Source organism: Sphingorhabdus sp., assembly GCF_050921905.1.
Classification (GTDB): Bacteria; Pseudomonadota; Alphaproteobacteria; order Sphingomonadales; family Sphingomonadaceae; genus Sphingorhabdus_B.
Genome location: NZ_CP050888.1, coordinates 1,358,934 through 1,376,089, shown reverse-complemented (window position 1 = coordinate 1,376,089; position 17,156 = coordinate 1,358,934). Strand labels below are relative to the sequence as shown.

Genomic DNA, 17,156 nt, shown 5'->3' with positions numbered 1-17,156 from the left:
GTCAAAATATCCTGAGGAAATATTGTGTCATTCGAGATTATTACAACGGCTGCTGGTTTTATTCAGTTTACAGACCTTGGCGTAGGTCCGGTTGCGCTCGATTTGGGCTTCTTTCAGATCCGTTGGTATTCGCTTGGCTATCTCGTTGGCATAGTGCTTGGCTATTGGATGTTGCTGAAATTGCTCGCACGTCCCGGTGCGCCAATGTCACGTGAGCAAGCCGATGACATAATCCTGTACACCACATTGGGTATCATTTTGGGTGGGCGTATTGGTTATATCTTATTCTACCAACCGTCCATTTTACAGAACCCCATTGATGTCCTCAAACTCTGGGAAGGCGGGATGTCGTTTCATGGCGGCGCGATTGGCATCATATTTTCTCTCTGGCTTTTGGCGCGCAAGCATGATCTCTCTTTCTTGCGTGTCTGTGATTATGTCGCCTGCGTCGTACCCTTTGGGATATTTCTCGTGCGCCTTGCGAACTTCGTGAATGATGAACTTTGGGGCCGCGTAACTGACGTGCCATGGGCCGTCGTCTTTCCCAATGGCGGTGATTTACCCCGGCACCCGAGCCAGCTTTATGAAGCTGTGTTTGAAGGGTTGTTGATGGCCGCAATTTTATGGCCATTATTCTGGAAAACCAATGCGCGGTATAGGCCTGGTTTCCTGACGGGTATGGCCGCAATCATTTATGGCACAGCCCGGTTTTCCATCGAGTTTTTCAGGGAGCCGGACCAGCAGCTTCAATGGCTGGTGGAAACAAGCGGCCTGAGCATGGGGCAGTGGCTAACCATTCCGATGATATTAATGGGACTGTTCCTCTTGTTCACAGCAGGTGCCCGCAGGCAGCGCGCTCAGGCAATGGCCGACAGTAACAGTGTCGCCTGATACAAAGCAAATTGCAGTCCGCCTTACGCAACAGATAGAGGCATCAGGACCCATCAGTGTTGCCGAATATATGCGTGTTGCCAACACCGCATATTATGGTCGCGCTGACCCGCTGGGCAAAGACGGTGATTTCATCACGGCGCCAGAAATCAGCCAGATGTTTGGCGAGATGGTGGGCATTTGGCTCAGCGACATGTGGTTACGCCATCGTCCGGCCACCTGCCACTATGTAGAGCTTGGCCCTGGCCGTGGGACTTTGGCGGCAGACGCGCTGAGAACAATGCAGCGTTTTGGTTGGGAACCAGCGGTCCATTTTGTAGAAAACAGCCCGGCCATGCGCGCCAAGCAGTTGCAGGCAGTGCCGGACGCCATTTTCCATGACAATCTGGAAAGCCTCCCGACCGATGCGCCTTTGTTCGTGGTGGCAAACGAGTTTTTTGACGCTTTGCCCGTCCGGCAGATGGTTTCAACGCAAGCCGGTTGGCGGGAGCGGGTCGTTGTGCACGATATTGAGGCGGGCTTTGCCGCAATGGCCGACGCTTGCGCGACCGATGACCTCATCCCCGAACAATTTCGCGCTGCCGCGGTGGGCAGTATTTACGAAATCTGTCCCGATGCATCTTCGATCATGCATCAGCTTTCGGACCGGCTGGCAAAGCAAGGCGGGGTGATGTTGATCATCGACTATGGCTATACCCAGCCCGCGTTGGGCGACACTTTGCAAGCGGTTCAGAGCCACAAATATGCCGATCCTTTCAATAATCCAGGCCAGGTTGATTTGACAGCGCATGTCGACTTTTTTGAATTGTCGAACTGCGCGAAAAACTGTGGTCTTATGTTGGCCGGACCAAGCGACCAAGGCGCATGGCTTTTGGGTCTTGGAATTGACCAGCGCGCGCAACATTTGGCCGCATCCAATCCCGACAGGGCCGCAGACATCACCGCCGCACGTAACCGGTTGGTCGAACCAGACGCCATGGGGGCATTATTCAAGATATTGGCAACTTATACCCAAGGTTGGCCGCAACCGGAGGGGTTCGGTCTTTACCCCGCCCAGTCAGCTATCTGACCCGCCACATCGTTCGCGGCGGCATTTAAAGCCGCGCCTGCCGGAGCGGGTGCAATGGCGGTGACGGGCCGCCGTGCTTCAAACCGGCGCTTTTCGGTTGCGCTGCCGCGTATGATTTTGACCACGTCATAGACAATAACGGCTTCATTGGTTGCGGCATCAATGCCAAATTCCAGCAGGCTTCCCGATAAAATCCGGACTGCCTTGCCGCCTGCGTCCACTTCATTGAGCACAAGATTGCCGCTCTTCGCCGACACGGTTTCGGCGAGTAACATCTGCATCAAACGGGCGGGTTTATCGGCCCAAAATGCGTCTTTGAGATAGGCAATGCTGCTGGCGTCAATCTGAACCGGTACACGATTATTATCCAGCTTGCGCGGAACTTGCGGGATCTGGATAACCAAGGCTTCGGCGACAGTCGCTGAACGCGCAGTTCCGGCAGCCACGACATTGTCGGCTGTCAGGACCAGCATCGAGACTGGTGCCTTGCCGCCGAAGCTGACGCACGCACCAAGGGCCATGATGAGAGGTAACGCATATAAGCGTGGGCCGGAGATTTTGCTGAACATCATTTTGGGTTCCTGCTGCCGGGTTTATAATCGGGTAAGGCGGGCGCGCCGACGACGCTACCTATGCCGCCTTGGTCCACTTTCTCGGTCACGGACTTTAACGATCCCGACAAGTCTCTTAAGTCGCGCGCCAGTTGCGTCACTTCGGGCAAAGTCTGGGTATTTAAAGTTTCAATCGCAGGGTTCGCTTTGTTCAAGGTCGTTTCCAACGCTGCCAGGCTGCCATTTGCGGACCGCAGTGTTTTGCGTAATTCATCCAGCATCGGGCGACCTTCGCTGTCGAGCAGCTTATTGGTTGAGCCTGCCATTTTGGTGATCTCATCCGCGGCGAGGCCTGCCTTTTGCAGGGCAATGCGCGATTCCTGGATCGCTGCACGCAAGTCGGGTCCTTGGTCTGCTAATGTTCCCGAAATGCTCTCCACATTGTCCAAAATTTGTTCGACGGACTGTTCATTCTTGTCGGACAATATGTTGGTAAGCCGCTCGGTCAACGTCGACAGCCGTTCTAAAAGCAAAGGCGCGTTGTTGAGCAGTTCGCCCAAAGCGCCTGGCTTTGTCGGAATGACTGGCACGCCTGTGGGACAAGCGGTCTTTGGATTTGCCTTAGGGCAATCCAGTGCAGGCGCGCCTTTAACTGCACCATCCAGCTGGACCTCCGAGACGCCGGTGAAACCGATGCCGTTGATCGTCGCTGTCGTTCCTTGAAGCACGGGTACGGTGTTCTTGATACTGATGCGCACCCGAACGAATTCCGGATCGGGCTCCCATAACTCGATGCTCTCAATTTGGCCCACCGGAACACCGGAAAAGGACACGCCCGAGCCCTTGGCCAAACCATTGACCGATTGCTGAAAGAATATGTCATATTCTTTCTTGTCGCCATCGCTTGTCCGCGAAAGCCAAACGGTAAAGGCCGCCAGCAGCGCCAGAAGTAAAAGCGTGACAGCGCCCACCATCACATAGTTGGATTTGGTTTCCATCGTACTGCCTTATGACCTTCCTAGCTGCTGCGTCTTTGCACGTGGGGTGTTGCTTTGGTCGCTGTGACCGCGCCGCGCCGCGCGACCGCGTGTGCCGCTGAAATATTCGTTGATCCAAGGGTGATCGATGGCCAGTAATTCTTCAATCGCACCTATGGCTATAACTTTCCGATCGGCCAAAACGGCCACTCTGTCACAAATGGAATATAGCGTATCAAGATCATGCGTAATCAAAAAGACCGTCAGTCCAAGCGTCTCTTTCAGATCGCGGGTTAAACTGTCGAATTTGGCAGCGCCGATGGGGTCAAGCCCTGCGGTCGGCTCATCCAGAAACAACAATTCGGGATCCATCGCCAATGCCCGCGCCACACCGGCACGCTTGCGCATTCCGCCCGATAGCTCGGATGGATATTTATGCGCAGCTTCTGGTGGAAGGCCGCTTAAGAAGATTTTGTAGCGCGCGATTTCGTCGAGCAGCTCTTTGCTAAAATCCGGGTAAAACTCGCGCAAGGGCACCTGCACATTTTCCGCGACAGTTAAGGTCGAAAATAATGCGCCGCCCTGAAACAAGACGCCCCAGCGTCGCCGGACGTCGGTTGCCTGGTCTTCTTCCTTACCAATCATGCCTTCGTCAAAGACGCGGATTTCGCCTGAATCTGGTTTTTGCAGGCCGATGATCGAGCGCATAAGCACCGATTTGCCCGTTCCCGAACCACCAACGACGCCCAGTATCTCGCCACGGCGGACTTCGATGTCGAGATCCTGATGGATGACTTGGTCACCAAAGCTATTGCACAGGCCAGTTACGGAAATGATGTTGGGTGGGTTCATCGCTTAATCCCAACCAATTTCGCTAAAGAATACTGCAAAAAATGCGTCGAGGACGATAACAAGGAAAATGGCTTGTACGACGGCAGCGGTTGTTCTTAACCCGACCTGCTCGGCATTTCCTTTGACTTGCATCCCCTGAAAACAACCAGCCATCGCGATGATTGCGCCGAAGACCGGGGCCTTGACCATGCCAACCCAGAAATCGGTTATCGGCGTTACTTCGCGCAATCGCTGAACAAAGGTCGCCGGCGGGATATCGAGGACAATCCAGCATAACAACCCGCCGCCGATGATGGACATTAACGAGGCAAAAATACCCAGCAAGGGCATCATGACCACTGCGGCGATCACGCGCGGCACGACCAATGCTTCTACGGGGACAACGCCGATCGTGCGCATGGCGTCAATTTCTTCTGTGATCTTCATCGTTCCTATCTGAGCTGCAAAGGCAGATCCGGACCGGCCCGCAACCATGATCGCGGTCATCAATATGCCAAGTTCACGCAGCGTAAGCCGCCCGATCAGGTTGATAGTAAATACCTCTGCACCAAATTGGCGAAGCTGCACTGCGCCTTGTTGTGCAATGACAATGCCGATGAGAAAGCTCATCAGGCCGACAATGCCAAGCGCCCGGACGCCGACCATGTCGAAATGCTGAACCACCGCGTGCCAGCGAAAGCGGCGCGGGTTCATCAGCAGACTGAAGAACGCTTTGACCACTTGCCCGACAAAGCCAAGGAATTGCAAAAGCGTCGTTATGCCGACGACAACGCCGCCACCAACTTCGGCCAAAAAGCGATACAGCGACGAAATAGGTGGTTTGGCGACGACTTCGGCTTGATCGACACCGCGCACAGCATCAATCAAGCGGCCCGCGTCATTTGCGCAGCCGGTAATCTGCGCATTATGTTCCTTAGCGGTCCGATGGACCAGCCAAGCACCGACGGTGTCCATATGGGTCACGCCGGAAATGTCGATTTCAGAAACGGGGCCGCTAATGTCACGCAAACCGCGGTCTACATCACCAATTGACGCAATGGCGAAGGTACCGGAGAGCCGGAGAACTTGCCCGCTGGGCAGCACTTCAACAGTGAATTCGGCAGAGTTAGCCATGATGCTATAACTGGCCTATTATGGGAACTATCACAAGCCTGTAGACTTTTTAGGTAAAGTTATGCCTTTAAGGTCATGATGACTAAACCCCAAACGACCCTGCTGGCCATATATGATATGGACAAGACCGTCACGCGGCGTGCCACCTATAATGGGTTCCTCCTGCATATGGCGTTTAACAAGTCACCGTGGAGATTGTTGCTTGCACCATTTTTGCCGGTTGGTTTGGTGCTATATGCGCTGAAGATTTGGGACCGTGCGCAGCTTAAGCAGTTTTCACAAATTCTGCTGATTGGTAGACGCGTGCCAAAGACGCAGTTTGCCAAGTATCTGGAAAGCCATGCGGATCTGGTCGTTGGCAAAAACGTCTATCCGCAATTGCTGGCGCGCGTGGCGCAGGAGAAGGCGGCTGGCTATCGTCATGTCATGGCGACGGCTTCTTACCGTTTATATGTGGAGGCGATTGCCAAAAGGCTTGGTTTTGATGATGTCATTGCGACAGACCTATCGACCGACAGCAGCGGCCATGTGCTGGCGCAGATTGACGGGCATAATTGCCACGACGTGGCAAAGCTGGAACTGGTGAAGCGGTGGATGGAAAGACACGGCCTTGCGCGCGCCACTTGTCATATTCGCGCGTATTCCGACCATGTCTCCGACGCGCCATTGCTTAACTATGCTGACGAACCCTTCGCCACCAACCCGCATGGCCCGCTGGCGCGGTTGGCCAAGAAGAAGGGCTGGCCAGTCCTCGACTGGCGCGTGGTAGAGACCTAAGCCTAAACTTATAGCACCCGCAGCGCACCAACCAGCCAGACCGCCCCGACAATCAGGGGAATGCCCGCAAGGTCGAGAAAAAATCCGGCCTTCACCATTTTGGGCAAGGCAATATGCCCACTGGCCCATGCAATGGCATTTGGCCCCGTGCCTGACGGCATCATGAAACCCCAGCTTGCGGCCATCGATGCCGCCATCGCCATCAACCATGGGTCAGCGCCCGTTGCGGCGACTAGGCCAGCCACCACAGGCAGCACGCCACTGGCGGTCGCGACATTGCTGGCAAATTCGGTGATCAAAATGACCAAAGCGGTCAGCGCAATCGCAATGATGACGGGATGCACCTCGGACAGTGGTTCTAATGCCTCACCCAGCCACGCAGCGAGCCCTGACTGCGTGATGCCAGCCGCGAGCGCCAGACCACCCCCAAACATCATAATGACGCCCCAAGGGGCTCTGTCCGCCTCCTGCCATGTGAGCAAGGGACGACCGGTGCCGTCGGGTATAAGGAACAGCAGCAGCGACCCCGCAATCGCGATGCTGCCGTCGGTAATGCCGCCCTTTGGCATTAGCGGTTCCAACAAAGGTTGCCCAATCCACAGGCCGATGACCAACATAAATATTGGAACGAGCCGCTTTTCCGCCAAAGACATCGGCTGTGCCTTGCCGATTGACGCGCGCGCGGCATCCACGTCAAAACTGCCCGCAGTAACATTTTGCACCCGCATCAGGATGAACGCGCATAAGGGCACGCCGACAATCACGACGGGCACGCCATAAAGCATCCATGTCAGAAAGCTGATCTGGATACCCAATTGCTGTTCCACCAAGCCAGCGGCAATCGCGTTGGTCGGCGACCCGACAAGCGTCCCAAGCCCGCCAATCGACGCGGCAAAGGCCACGCCCATGATGAGGGCGCCTGCAAGGCCGTCTGTTTCCCCGGGTTTCGTTCCGCCAGCGGCAAGTACGGCAACGGCAATGGGCACCATGATAAGCGCTATGGACGTGTTGGACATCACCATGCTGAGCAATGCGGTTGAACCCATGAACGCGATCATGAGGCCAGTGACGCTATGCCCCGATTTCCCCAATATGGCGAGGGCGACGCGGCGGTGCATGCCCGTTCGTTCAATGGTGAGCGCCAGAAATGCGCCGCCCAAAATGAGGAACAGGATAGGCGAGTAATATTCCTTCGCCACGTCCTGCGCGGTCATGATATCCTTCAGCGGCAACGCCAGAAACGGCAGAAATGCGGTCACTGTCAACGGCAAGGCTTGCGTCATCCAATAGGTCGCCATCAAGATGGTGAGAGCGGCAACGTGCCACGCAGATGGTTCCATCCCCGCAGGGGCCGGCAGCGCCAGCATAAGGACGAAGACAATCAACCCGCCCCAAAAGCCGACCCTCTCTACTTTCATGAGCGCAGGCCGATCAGCGAGAGTTGACGGCCATATCCGGGTTCACCCAAATGGCAACTGCGCCGGTAACTGAAGAAGCGGTCGGGCTGGCTATAGGTGTCTTCGCCCAGACACTCGACCGTTTTGATGCCAGCCGCCGCCAGTCGCGCCGCGACATAACCTTCAATATCGAATTGATAATGGCCCGCTTTGCCATCAGCGAAGAAGCGTTCGTTTGCCGCCGCTTGCTCTGCGAAGTTGCGGAAAAAACCTTCGTCCACTTCATAGCTTTTCTGCGCAATGCACGGGCCAATGGCGCAGCTTATGCGGCCTGCCTGCGCGCCAAGTTTCTCCATCGCGGTGATGGTGTTTTCAAGCACGCCACTTATGGCGCCTTTCCAGCCTGCGTGCGCTGCGCCAATGACTCCTGCCTGTGTGTCTGCAAATAAAACAGGGACGCAATCGGCGGTTACTATGCCCAAAAGGATGTTGGGCTGGTCGGTCACCATCGCGTCGCCGCGCGGCGGGTCATCTTGCGACATGGCATTGTCTACCTGCACAACATCGGCAGAATGGAATTGATGAACGCGGGCAAGCGTCGCGCCGGGCAGAACCGATTGCCCGCCAAGTAGGCGATTCGCAATGACGGATTCCCGCGCATCTTCAGAACCCAACCCTACGTTTAGCCCCGCATAGATTCCCGTCGACACCCCGCCCTTTCGTCCAAGAAAACCATGGGCAACTTTGCGCAACACGCCTGATTGGATTACTTCAACTGTCATGCCTGCGCCTCCTCCCGCCACTCCTATTCGCAACTGCCGCGCTTGACGGCAAGCCATTAGATTGCGAACCAGCATATATGCAGCGAAACATGCTTATATTTGGAATGGGCTACACCGCCAACCGTCTTGCCGACAGTTTGCGCGCCGCCGGTTGGCTGGTGACGGGCACAAAGCGAATGAGCGGTGGCGATGCCATTGCCTTCGATGATGAAGTCGCGGTGCTGACCGCGCTGGAGACCGCAACGCATATATTGTCGAGCGTGCCGCCAATGGCCGAGGGGGGCGATCCGGTGCTTTTGAAATATGGCGCGGCGATTGCTGCGCGCGCGCGCACATGGATCGGCTATCTGTCCTCCACCGGAGTCTATGGCGATACCGGCGGCGCATGGGTCGATGAAAGCGCACCGATGGGCGAGGGCCGCCGCACCGCGCGGGCCGAAGCCGACCTTGCGTGGCAGGCCTTGCGCAATGACGTCCGTGTATTTCGCCTGCCCGGCATTTATGGCCCCGGCAGATCGGCGCTGGAGCGGGTTAAAGAGGGCAAGGCACATCGTATCGACATGCCGGATCAGATTTTCAGCCGCGTGCATGTCGACGACATCGTCGCTGCGGTCATTGCCGCCTTTGATGGTCCTGCGGGCGTTTACAATATCGCCGATGACATGCCCGCGCCGCAAAATGATGTCATCGAATATGCGTGCGACCTGCTGCAATGCGATTGGCCACCTTTATTGTCCATCGAGGCCGCTGGCCTGTCGCCTATGGCGCGTGGATTTTATGCCGAAAACCGCCGCATAGCGAATGGCAAAGCGAAAAGGCTGCTTACCTGGCTACCACGATATGCCAACTACCGAATGGGCTTAGGCGCCTGCATCGCAACGACCAAGCCGAGCATGGCCAACCCGCCGCCCGCCAGCGCCAGCGTTGACCAGACATAGCCTTCGAATATCGTCGACAGGATCATCGCGACCACGGGAATGACGACGCCGGTATAGGCCGCCTTGCCGGGGCCAATGTCGCGGATCAGGCGGAAATAGAGCGGGAAGGTTACGACCGTGCCAATGATGCCCAAATACAGGACGCCGCCGATATAGCCGGGACGCAGGTCGATAACGGGCGGACCATCCATGATGAAGGCAAATATGCTATTGCCAATGCTGCCCCACAACATCGACCATACCAGTATCGTGATCGTTGGAAAACGCGCGATCCGTGGTGTGACCTGAAGCACGTTGGACACAGACGCCGTCGCCACCGCGCATAACACCAAAGATAGCCCAAGCAGAACATCCGCCCCGCCAACAGGTGCGGCGCGATATTCCTGCAACATCAATAACCCCACGCCGACGCTGGCAATGACGGAGCCCAATTTGAACGCCCCGCTTATGGGCCGCCCCAACCAATATTTGGCCAACAATGCATTGGGCACAATCAACAAGGCGAACACCACCGCAACCAGCCCGGATGTCACATAATGTTCGGCCGTATAGACAAAGTTAAAGTTCACCCCGAATTGCAACAGGCCAAGCAACATCGTCCAACCGACCGTCGACCGGTCGATTTTCAGCGATTGCCGCATCACCAGCGCGAGGATGAACATGCCGATCGCGGCAACGGTGAAACGATAGGTCACTGACCAGGTCGTGGGCACCATACCCAATTGATCGCGGATCACCAACCAGGTCGACCCCCAGATCAGCGACGTCACCATGAAGGGTATCCACACCCGCGGCGCAAGAAATCCGGGTTCTTCGGCGCGCCCCCCTCCGGCGACGCTCACAAGGCAGTGATCGCGCGGGCCAGCGGGGCGACGTCGGATTCGGTATGCTGCCAACTGGTCACCAGCCGCGCCGCGCCCCATATTTCGTCGACCACGCCCCAATCGTAAAAATCAAAGCCCTGCGCCCGCAATGCCGCCGCTTCGGACGGTGTCAGCCGCAGGAACACTTCATTGGCTTGCACAGGGTATAGCAAGCGTTCGCCCGCCGCCTGCGCAATGACCATCGCTGCGGCATTGGCGGCGCGCGCATTGTGCAGCCATAAATCGTTCTTCAGCATGGCGAGCAATTGCACCGCAAGGAACCGGCCCTTGGACTGCAAATGCCCGGCACGTTTGCGGCGATAGCGCGCGGCATCGGCGAGCGCTGGGTCAAAATAGACCAAGGCTTCTGCCCCCATGCCGCCATTTTTGACAAAGCCGAAGCTTAAGATATCGACCCCTGCGTTCACCGTGACATCGGCTGGCGCGCATCCCAGTTGCGCCACCGCATTGGCAAAACGCGCGCCGTCCATATGCAGGCCAAGCGCGCGTTCGCGGCATAAGGCCCCCAAGGCGGCGACTTCGGCAGGCGTATAGACCATGCCATATTCGGTGGCGTTGGTGATCGACACAGCGGCGGCCTGCACCTGATGCACATCATTGCGAATGGCGTCGAGCGTAATGGCGACGGTCGCGGGCGCTAATTTTGCACCTTCGCCGTCAATCAACATCAATTTCGCGCCAGCGGTGTAGAAACCCGGCGCGCCGCATTCATCGACCTCAATATGCGCCTCACGGTGGCAAATGACGCCCTGATGCGGCTGCACTATGGATGCAAGCGCAAGGCAATTCGCGCTGGTGCCCGTCGCCACCCACAAGACGGCGGCATCGCAGCCAAAGACTTCGGAAAACGCCGCATCCAACCGTGCGCTATATTGGTCACCGTCATAAGCGGTGTCGATATGGTTGGCATCGGCCATGGCGTGCATGACGGCAGGATGCACCGGGGCGGCATTGTCGGAAAAGAAACGCATAAGCAGCGCATGACGGGAAAACGCGTGCGGCGTCAAGGGGGGTAAGGGGGGAGGGGGTTGTAACCCTCCCCCCCTTTAGGGGGTGAGGGTCGGACGGCGCAGCCGGACGGGGAGCGGGGGGAGTCCGCCGATGGCGGGGCGTATGCTTATTCTTCGCTTATAGCGCATGGCTCTGGCCCCCTCTCCCCCAGCCCCTCTCCCCCTGAAGGGGGTGAGGGGAGCTTGCCGAGATTAAGGCAAAGGCGGGTTTGCAACCCTCCCCATCGACTTGCGATGGGGAGGTGGCAGTTGGCGCGATAGCGGCGACTGACGGAGGGGCATCTGACGGTGCTGGCCCCTCCACCACCCTTCGGGCGGTCCCCCTCCATCCTGAGCGCAGTCGAAGGGCAAGTCGATGGGGAGGATAGAATTAGCACCCGCCTGTATTAATTCCTCCCCGGGACGGGGAGGGGGACCAGCGAAGCTGGTGGAGGGGCACGTTCAGGGTATCACCACACCAGAAGGTCAGGATAACCAGAGCGTGCCCCTCCACCACCCTTCGGGCGGTCCCCCTCCATCCTGAGCGCAGTCGAAGGGCAAGTCGATGGGGAGGAAAGGGCGGATGCCCCCAATTTCCCATGGACAAGACAAGAACAAACTGTCACAAAATGTCGTAAACGGTCCAGTTTACAAGTGTTTACATAAAAATGAACTGCGAGCGCGATGGATATTCAAAGCTATCTGAACAATATTAGGTCGCTTGCGCAAAGTGGCCAAGCCACCGAGCATAGCTACCGCCCCGCGCTTGCGGGGTTGTTCAAATCTATCGATGAAAACCTGACCGTCATCAATGAACCCAAGCAAAGCGCGGTCGGTGCGCCGGATTTTGTGTTTGCCCGCAATGGCGTGTCCATCGGCTGGTGCGAGGCAAAGGATTTGCGCAAGGACATTAGCCGCTTTGGCGCTGGCGATTACAGCCGCGAACAAAAGGAACGGTATAAAAAAGGTCTGCCAAACCTGATTTACACCAACGGAACCGATTTCGAATTTATTGTGAAGGGCGAAGTCACCGGCTTTGTTAGCATCGCCGACTTGGTCCCTACGCTGCCCGCGCGGCCGGACGAGTTCCCACGCCTCGAAATGTTGCTGAAGGATTTTGCCAGCCAAACCCCAATCAGCATCAATACCGCCAAACAGCTTGCCGAAATGATGGCGGGGAAGGCGGTGATTATCAAAGATATCATGGGCAACGCCCTGATGGCCGACAAAAACAACAATATCGAAACAGAGCTGACCGACCAATATGAAGGTTTCAAGAAAAGCCTGATTCACGACATTACCATTGCCGATTTCGCGGATGTCTATGCCGAGACCATTGCATACGGCCTGTTCGCGGCGCGGTTGCATGACAATTCGCTTGGCACGTTCAACCGGGCCGAGGCGTTGGAGTTGTTGCCCAAATCCAACCCGTTTTTGCGCAACCTGTTTGTGTATATTGCTGGTAATAATCTGGATGACCGCCTGCGCCGGATGATTGACGATTTATGCGATGTGTTTCGCGCCTGCGACGTGGGTGCGTTGATGCAGGATTTTGGCAAATTCACCGCGCGCAATGACCCGTTCCTGCATTTTTACGAAACCTTCTTGGCCGAATATAATCCCGCCAAGCGCAAGGCGCGCGGCGTTTGGTATACGCCCGAACCTGTGGTCAATTTCATTGTCCGTGCGGTGGATGATGTCCTGAAAACCGAATTCAACTTGCCACGCGGTATTGCCGACACCAGCAAGATTCAGATTGATTGGGACACAGGCCAAAATGACCCGAAAACCGGCAAGCCGCTCACCATCAAAAAAGACGTCCACCGCGTCCAAATTCTCGACCCCGCCACCGGCACAGGCACGTTTTTGGCCGAGGCGATTAAGCAGATTGCCGCGCAGGTAAAGGATATCGCGCCGGGCATGTGGTCCGGCTATGTCGAGGAAAATTTGATCCCGCGATTGCATGGTTTCGAACTGCTGATGGCGAGTTACGCCATGTGCCATTTGAAGCTGGACATGATGTTGACCGACATGGGTTATAAACCCAGCAGCACCCCGCCGCGATTGGGCGTATACCTAACCAACAGCTTGGAAGAAGGCGAGCGGGTCGAGCAGACCCTGCCCTTTGCGCGGTGGTTAAGCGAGGAAGCCAAGGGCGCAAACACCATCAAGCGCGATACGCCGATCATGTGCGTGATTGGGAACCCGCCTTATTCGGGCGAAAGCGCCAATAAGGGTGATTGGATCATGGGCTTGATGGAAGCTTACAAGAAAGAGCCGGGTGGCCAAGTTAAGCTGAACGAGCGCAACCCGAAATGGATCAATGATGACTATGTAAAGTTCATTCGTTTTGCCGAGCAGATGATAGCTAAAACTGGCGAAGGTATTTTAGGGTTCATCACGAACCACGGCTACCTTGACAACCCGACATTTCGGGGGATGCGCTGGCACTTACTCAAGACATTTGACAAGATTTACGTTCTTGATTTGCATGGTAATTCAAAAAAGAAGGAAGTTAGTCCCGACGGCGGTGCCGACAAGAACGTGTTCGATATTATGCAAGGGGTTGCAATAATTATCGGCGTAAAGCGGTCGAAAACTGCTGGGCAGCAAAACGATCTAGCGGAAGTCTGGCATGGAGATTTGTGGGGCGGTCGCACAGCAAAAAATGAAGCTTTATGGCAGCTTGAAACTCGTGATGCGGGTTTTGTTAAAATCGAGAACAAAGCAAACCAATTTGCTTTCGTTCCTAGAGATTATGACGTCGAAGCTCTGTATTTGAACGGTTTCAAAATATCCGAACTATTTGCAAATCGAGCATTAGGTTTTCAAACTCATCGCGATGATTTTGCGATTGCCTTTGATGACGACAGTTTACGCAAGCGACTAGATGATTTTCGCTCAGATGCACCGGACGCAGACGTCGCTGCTAAGCATGGGCTAAAGGACAATCGCGACTGGCAGATAAAAACTGCGCGAGAGGCTGCAAAAAATCTCGATGACCCCTATGCTACAATCAAGAAATGCCTTTATCGGCCATTTGATGCAAGGCCGAGCATTCTACATCCTGTTGCGATGGACTATCCGCGACCTGAATTTAACTCGCATATTGTTGATCAAGAAAACCTCACGATACTGACCCCTAGGCAAGTTGCATTTGGCGAATACTATCACATCTTTGTTTCCGATTTAGTCGCTGAGAGCTGCGCAATTTCAACGAAAACGAAAGAAGGAAATGTAAACTTTCCTTTGTTCCAAATCGATAACGTCGATGGAAGTCGGCGGGTGAATTTTGATCCCAAAATCTATGCCGAGATTAGGGAACGTGCGGGGTTACAACCCTCCCCCCCTTTAGGGGGAGAGGGTCGGACGGCGCAGCCGGACGGGGAGCGGGGGGAGTCCGCCGATGGCGGGGCGTATGCGCATCCTTCGGGCATAGCGCATGGCTCTGGCCCCCTCTCCCCCAGCCCCTCTCCCCCTGAAGGGGGTGAGGGGAGTGACGCCGAGATTAAGGCAAAGGCGGGTTTGCAACCCTCCCCATCGACTTGCGATGGGGAGGTGGCAGTTGGCGCGATAGCGGCGACTGACGGAGGGGCCTCTAATGGTGATGGCCCCTCCACCACGCCTTCGGCGCGGTCCCCCTCCATCCTGAGCGCAGTCGAAGGGCAAGTCGATGGGGAGGATTATCCCGACGAATTGCGGGTGTTTGATTATATCTATGGCGTGCTGCACGCGCCCGATTACCGCGCGACTTATGCGCAGTTTTTGAAAATCGATTTCCCGCGCATTCCTTATCCGCCCTCGCCAGAGATCTTTGCGCATGTTGCCGAAAAGGGCGGCCAATTGCGCCGCCTGCACCTGATGGAGGATGCTGCCATTGGTGCGACGCCTTATCCATTCAGTGGGGCCAGAGAAGACGGCGACGACAATGTGGTGGAGAAGCCTGCCTACGTTCCCCTCCCGCAGGCGGGAGGGGAGTATGGCCGTGTCCATATCAACCCCGACCAATATTTTGAAAATGTGCCTGCGCTTGCATGGGAATTTCACATCGGCGGCTATCAGCCCGCGCAGAAATGGTTGAAGGACCGCAAGGGCAGGGCGTTGTCGTTCGACGATGTCGTCCATTATCAAAAGATCATCAAAATCCTGACCGAAACCGACCGCATCATGCGCGAGATCATCCTGCCGCTGTAACGCCGCTGACAATAGCCCCCAACATAACCTAGGATAACATCTAGGTTGTTGCGCGGCGCTTTAGGCAGTAGCAGCGAGGCCATTAGGGGTTATCCAGAATGTTGCGACGTAAAGCAGTTGTCATTGGTGCAGGTATTGGCGGCATAGCATGCGCCATGCGGTTACAAAGCCTTGGCTTTGACACCGAAATCGTCGAGGCATTGGATGCCCCCGGCGGCCGTGCCTATGTCCGCAAGGCCGATGGCTTTGTCTTTGATATGGGGCCGACGGTTCTGACCGTGCCGCATTTCATTGAGGAATTGTTTAGCCTGCAACAAGACCATGCCATGCTTGGCGAACCGGACTTTCCGCCGCACGTCTTGGATGAAAATAACCGCGTGCGTGAAGGCATCTCGGGCGGACCCAATACCAGCAAATATGTCGAAATAGTCCCGATTCTTCCATTTTACCGTATCTATTTCGATGACGGCACGTTTTTTGATTATGATGGCGATCCCGTCAGCACGCGGGCGCAGATCAAGCGGTTGGCGCCCGAGGATCTTGCGGGATATGAAGCCTTTCACGATCAAGCCAGAGCCATATTCCAACGTGGATTTTTGACGCTGGGATATACCTATTTCGGAAGCCTTGGATCGATGCTGCGCGTTGTACCTGATTTGCTTAAGCTTGGCGCGGTGCGGTCGCTGTTCGGGATGGTGAGCAAATATTTCAAGTCAGACAAAATGCGGCAGGTATTCAGCTTTGAACCGTTGCTGGTTGGCGGCAACCCGATGAAGGTGCCGGCGATTTATGCGATGATCCATTTCGTCGAAAAGACTTGGGGTATTCATTACGCCAAGGGCGGCACAGGCGCTCTGGTGGCAGCTTTAGTCAAAAAGTTTGAAGAAATGGGCGGCCGGTTGCGGCTCAATGCACCGGTGAAACGCATACTGGTGGAAGACGGCGTTGCCAAGGGCGTCGAGCTTGCAAGCGGTGAAACGATATTTGCGGATGTTGTGGTGTCGAACGCCGATTACGCAACGACCTATCTCAAGCTGGTCGATAAGGCGCATCGGCGCATTAACCGCGATGCATTGGTGAAATTCCGTAAGCAATCCATGTCGTTGATGGTAATTTATTTCGGCTATGAATGCCGCGACAATGACCCTGATTTGCGTCATCATAACATCATATTGGGCCCCCGATACGAAGCTTTGCTCGATGAGATTTTCGAGAAGAAGGTGATGAGCCCGGACTTCTCGCAATATCTGCACATTCCGACCCTGACCGATCCGGCCATGGCGCCTGCGGGCCATCATGCCGCTTATACGCTTATCCCTGTGCCTAATAACGCCAGCGGCATCGACTGGGATGTCGAAGGGCCAAAGCTGAGCGCGCGGGTGCTGACCTTCTTGGAAGAGCGCGGCTATATCCCCAATCTTGCCGCGCGGTTGAAGCATATGAGCTTCATCACGCCGGATTATTTTTCAGAAACGCTGGGTTCCTATCTTGGCAATGGGTTTGGCGTGGAACCTGTTTTGACGCAGACCGCCTTTTTCCGCCCACATAATAAGTCTGAAGATGTGCACAATCTCTATCTGGTAGGCCAAGGGACGCAGCCAGGTGGCGGCACGCCGTCGGTGATGATGTCGGCCAAAATGACCGCACGCGAAATTGCCCGCGACCTAGGGTCAGGACTACTCAAATCCACCTTCTCGGTTTGAGGCCATACTGTTCAGTGCAAGGCGGCAAGCGCAGGGCTT

The 17,156-nt window shown here is 55.7% G+C and carries 14 protein-coding genes; 6 read left to right on the top strand and 8 right to left on the bottom strand.

Features of this window, described 5'->3' with window-relative positions:
- Positions 1-24: 24 nt before the first annotated feature.
- Positions 25-891: a prolipoprotein diacylglyceryl transferase gene (lgt, locus tag HEQ18_RS06480; RefSeq protein ID WP_432814093.1), complete on the top strand. Its 867-nt coding sequence runs from the start codon at positions 25-27 to the stop codon at positions 889-891.
- Complete coding sequence (locus HEQ18_RS06475; protein WP_432814092.1) at positions 881-1,960, top strand: class I SAM-dependent methyltransferase; 1,080 nt, start codon at positions 881-883, stop codon at positions 1,958-1,960. Before lgt ends, HEQ18_RS06475 begins: the two co-directional genes overlap by 11 nt.
- Here the strand turns inward: HEQ18_RS06475 and HEQ18_RS06470 are convergent.
- From HEQ18_RS06470 to HEQ18_RS06455, 4 genes are read right to left on the bottom strand one after another with little or no spacing between them, the layout of a single operon-like run.
- Positions 1,936-2,532 carry an ABC-type transport auxiliary lipoprotein family protein gene (locus HEQ18_RS06470; protein ID WP_397605807.1) on the bottom strand — a complete coding sequence of 199 codons (597 nt, stop codon included), beginning with the start codon at positions 2,530-2,532 and terminating at the stop codon, positions 1,936-1,938. The genes HEQ18_RS06475 and HEQ18_RS06470 overlap by 25 nt on opposite strands.
- The gene (locus HEQ18_RS06465) at positions 2,529-3,509 is read right to left on the bottom strand and encodes an MlaD family protein (RefSeq protein ID WP_432814091.1); all 981 of its coding nucleotides are present in this window, start codon (positions 3,507-3,509) and stop codon (positions 2,529-2,531) included. The genes HEQ18_RS06470 and HEQ18_RS06465 overlap by 4 nt, the downstream gene beginning before the upstream one ends.
- 9 nt (positions 3,510-3,518) lie before the next feature.
- The gene (locus HEQ18_RS06460; RefSeq protein ID WP_432814090.1) at positions 3,519-4,340 is read right to left on the bottom strand and encodes an ABC transporter ATP-binding protein; all 822 of its coding nucleotides are present in this window, start codon (positions 4,338-4,340) and stop codon (positions 3,519-3,521) included.
- Positions 4,341-4,343: 3 nt separating this feature from the next.
- Positions 4,344-5,453, bottom strand: a complete 1,110-nt coding sequence (locus HEQ18_RS06455; RefSeq protein ID WP_432814089.1) for an MlaE family lipid ABC transporter permease subunit — start codon at positions 5,451-5,453, stop codon at positions 4,344-4,346.
- Between the two features lie 75 nt (positions 5,454-5,528).
- On the opposite strand from HEQ18_RS06455, the gene HEQ18_RS06450 reads away from it, so the two are divergent.
- Positions 5,529-6,230 (top strand): HAD family hydrolase, encoded by a 702-nt coding sequence (locus tag HEQ18_RS06450; protein ID WP_432814088.1) that lies wholly within the window; start codon positions 5,529-5,531, stop codon positions 6,228-6,230.
- A gap of 8 nt (positions 6,231-6,238) precedes the next feature.
- Here the strand turns inward: HEQ18_RS06450 and HEQ18_RS06445 are convergent, their stop codons facing one another.
- Both HEQ18_RS06445 and pgeF read right to left on the bottom strand, forming a co-directional pair.
- Positions 6,239-7,648 carry an SLC13 family permease gene (locus HEQ18_RS06445; protein WP_432814087.1) on the bottom strand — a complete coding sequence of 470 codons (1,410 nt, stop codon included), beginning with the start codon at positions 7,646-7,648 and terminating at the stop codon, positions 6,239-6,241.
- Positions 7,645-8,409 (bottom strand): peptidoglycan editing factor PgeF, encoded by a 765-nt coding sequence (gene pgeF, locus HEQ18_RS06440; protein ID WP_432814086.1) that lies wholly within the window; start codon positions 8,407-8,409, stop codon positions 7,645-7,647. The genes HEQ18_RS06445 and pgeF overlap by 4 nt, the downstream gene beginning before the upstream one ends.
- A gap of 89 nt (positions 8,410-8,498) precedes the next feature.
- Between pgeF and HEQ18_RS06435 the strand changes: the two genes are divergently transcribed.
- Positions 8,499-9,347 carry an SDR family oxidoreductase gene (locus tag HEQ18_RS06435; RefSeq protein WP_432814085.1) on the top strand — a complete coding sequence of 283 codons (849 nt, stop codon included), beginning with the start codon at positions 8,499-8,501 and terminating at the stop codon, positions 9,345-9,347.
- Here the strand turns inward: HEQ18_RS06435 and HEQ18_RS06430 are convergent.
- Positions 9,257-10,189 (bottom strand): DMT family transporter, encoded by a 933-nt coding sequence (locus HEQ18_RS06430; protein ID WP_432814084.1) that lies wholly within the window; start codon positions 10,187-10,189, stop codon positions 9,257-9,259. The two genes, HEQ18_RS06435 and HEQ18_RS06430, sit on opposite strands and share 91 nt — an antisense overlap.
- A complete protein-coding gene (locus HEQ18_RS06425) occupies positions 10,186-11,202 on the bottom strand; it encodes a threonine aldolase family protein (RefSeq protein ID WP_432814083.1) in 1,017 nt (338 codons plus the stop codon). The genes HEQ18_RS06430 and HEQ18_RS06425 overlap by 4 nt, the downstream gene beginning before the upstream one ends.
- Positions 11,203-11,904: 702 nt before the next feature.
- Between HEQ18_RS06425 and HEQ18_RS06420 the strand changes: the two genes are divergently transcribed.
- Positions 11,905-15,414, top strand: a complete 3,510-nt coding sequence (locus HEQ18_RS06420) for a type ISP restriction/modification enzyme (protein WP_432814082.1) — start codon at positions 11,905-11,907, stop codon at positions 15,412-15,414.
- A 98-nt stretch (positions 15,415-15,512) separates the two neighbouring features.
- On the top strand, positions 15,513-17,117 hold the full coding sequence (gene crtI, locus HEQ18_RS06415; protein WP_432814081.1) for a phytoene desaturase family protein: 1,605 nt from the start codon (positions 15,513-15,515) through the stop codon (positions 17,115-17,117).
- The last annotated feature ends 39 nt before the right edge of the window (positions 17,118-17,156 follow it).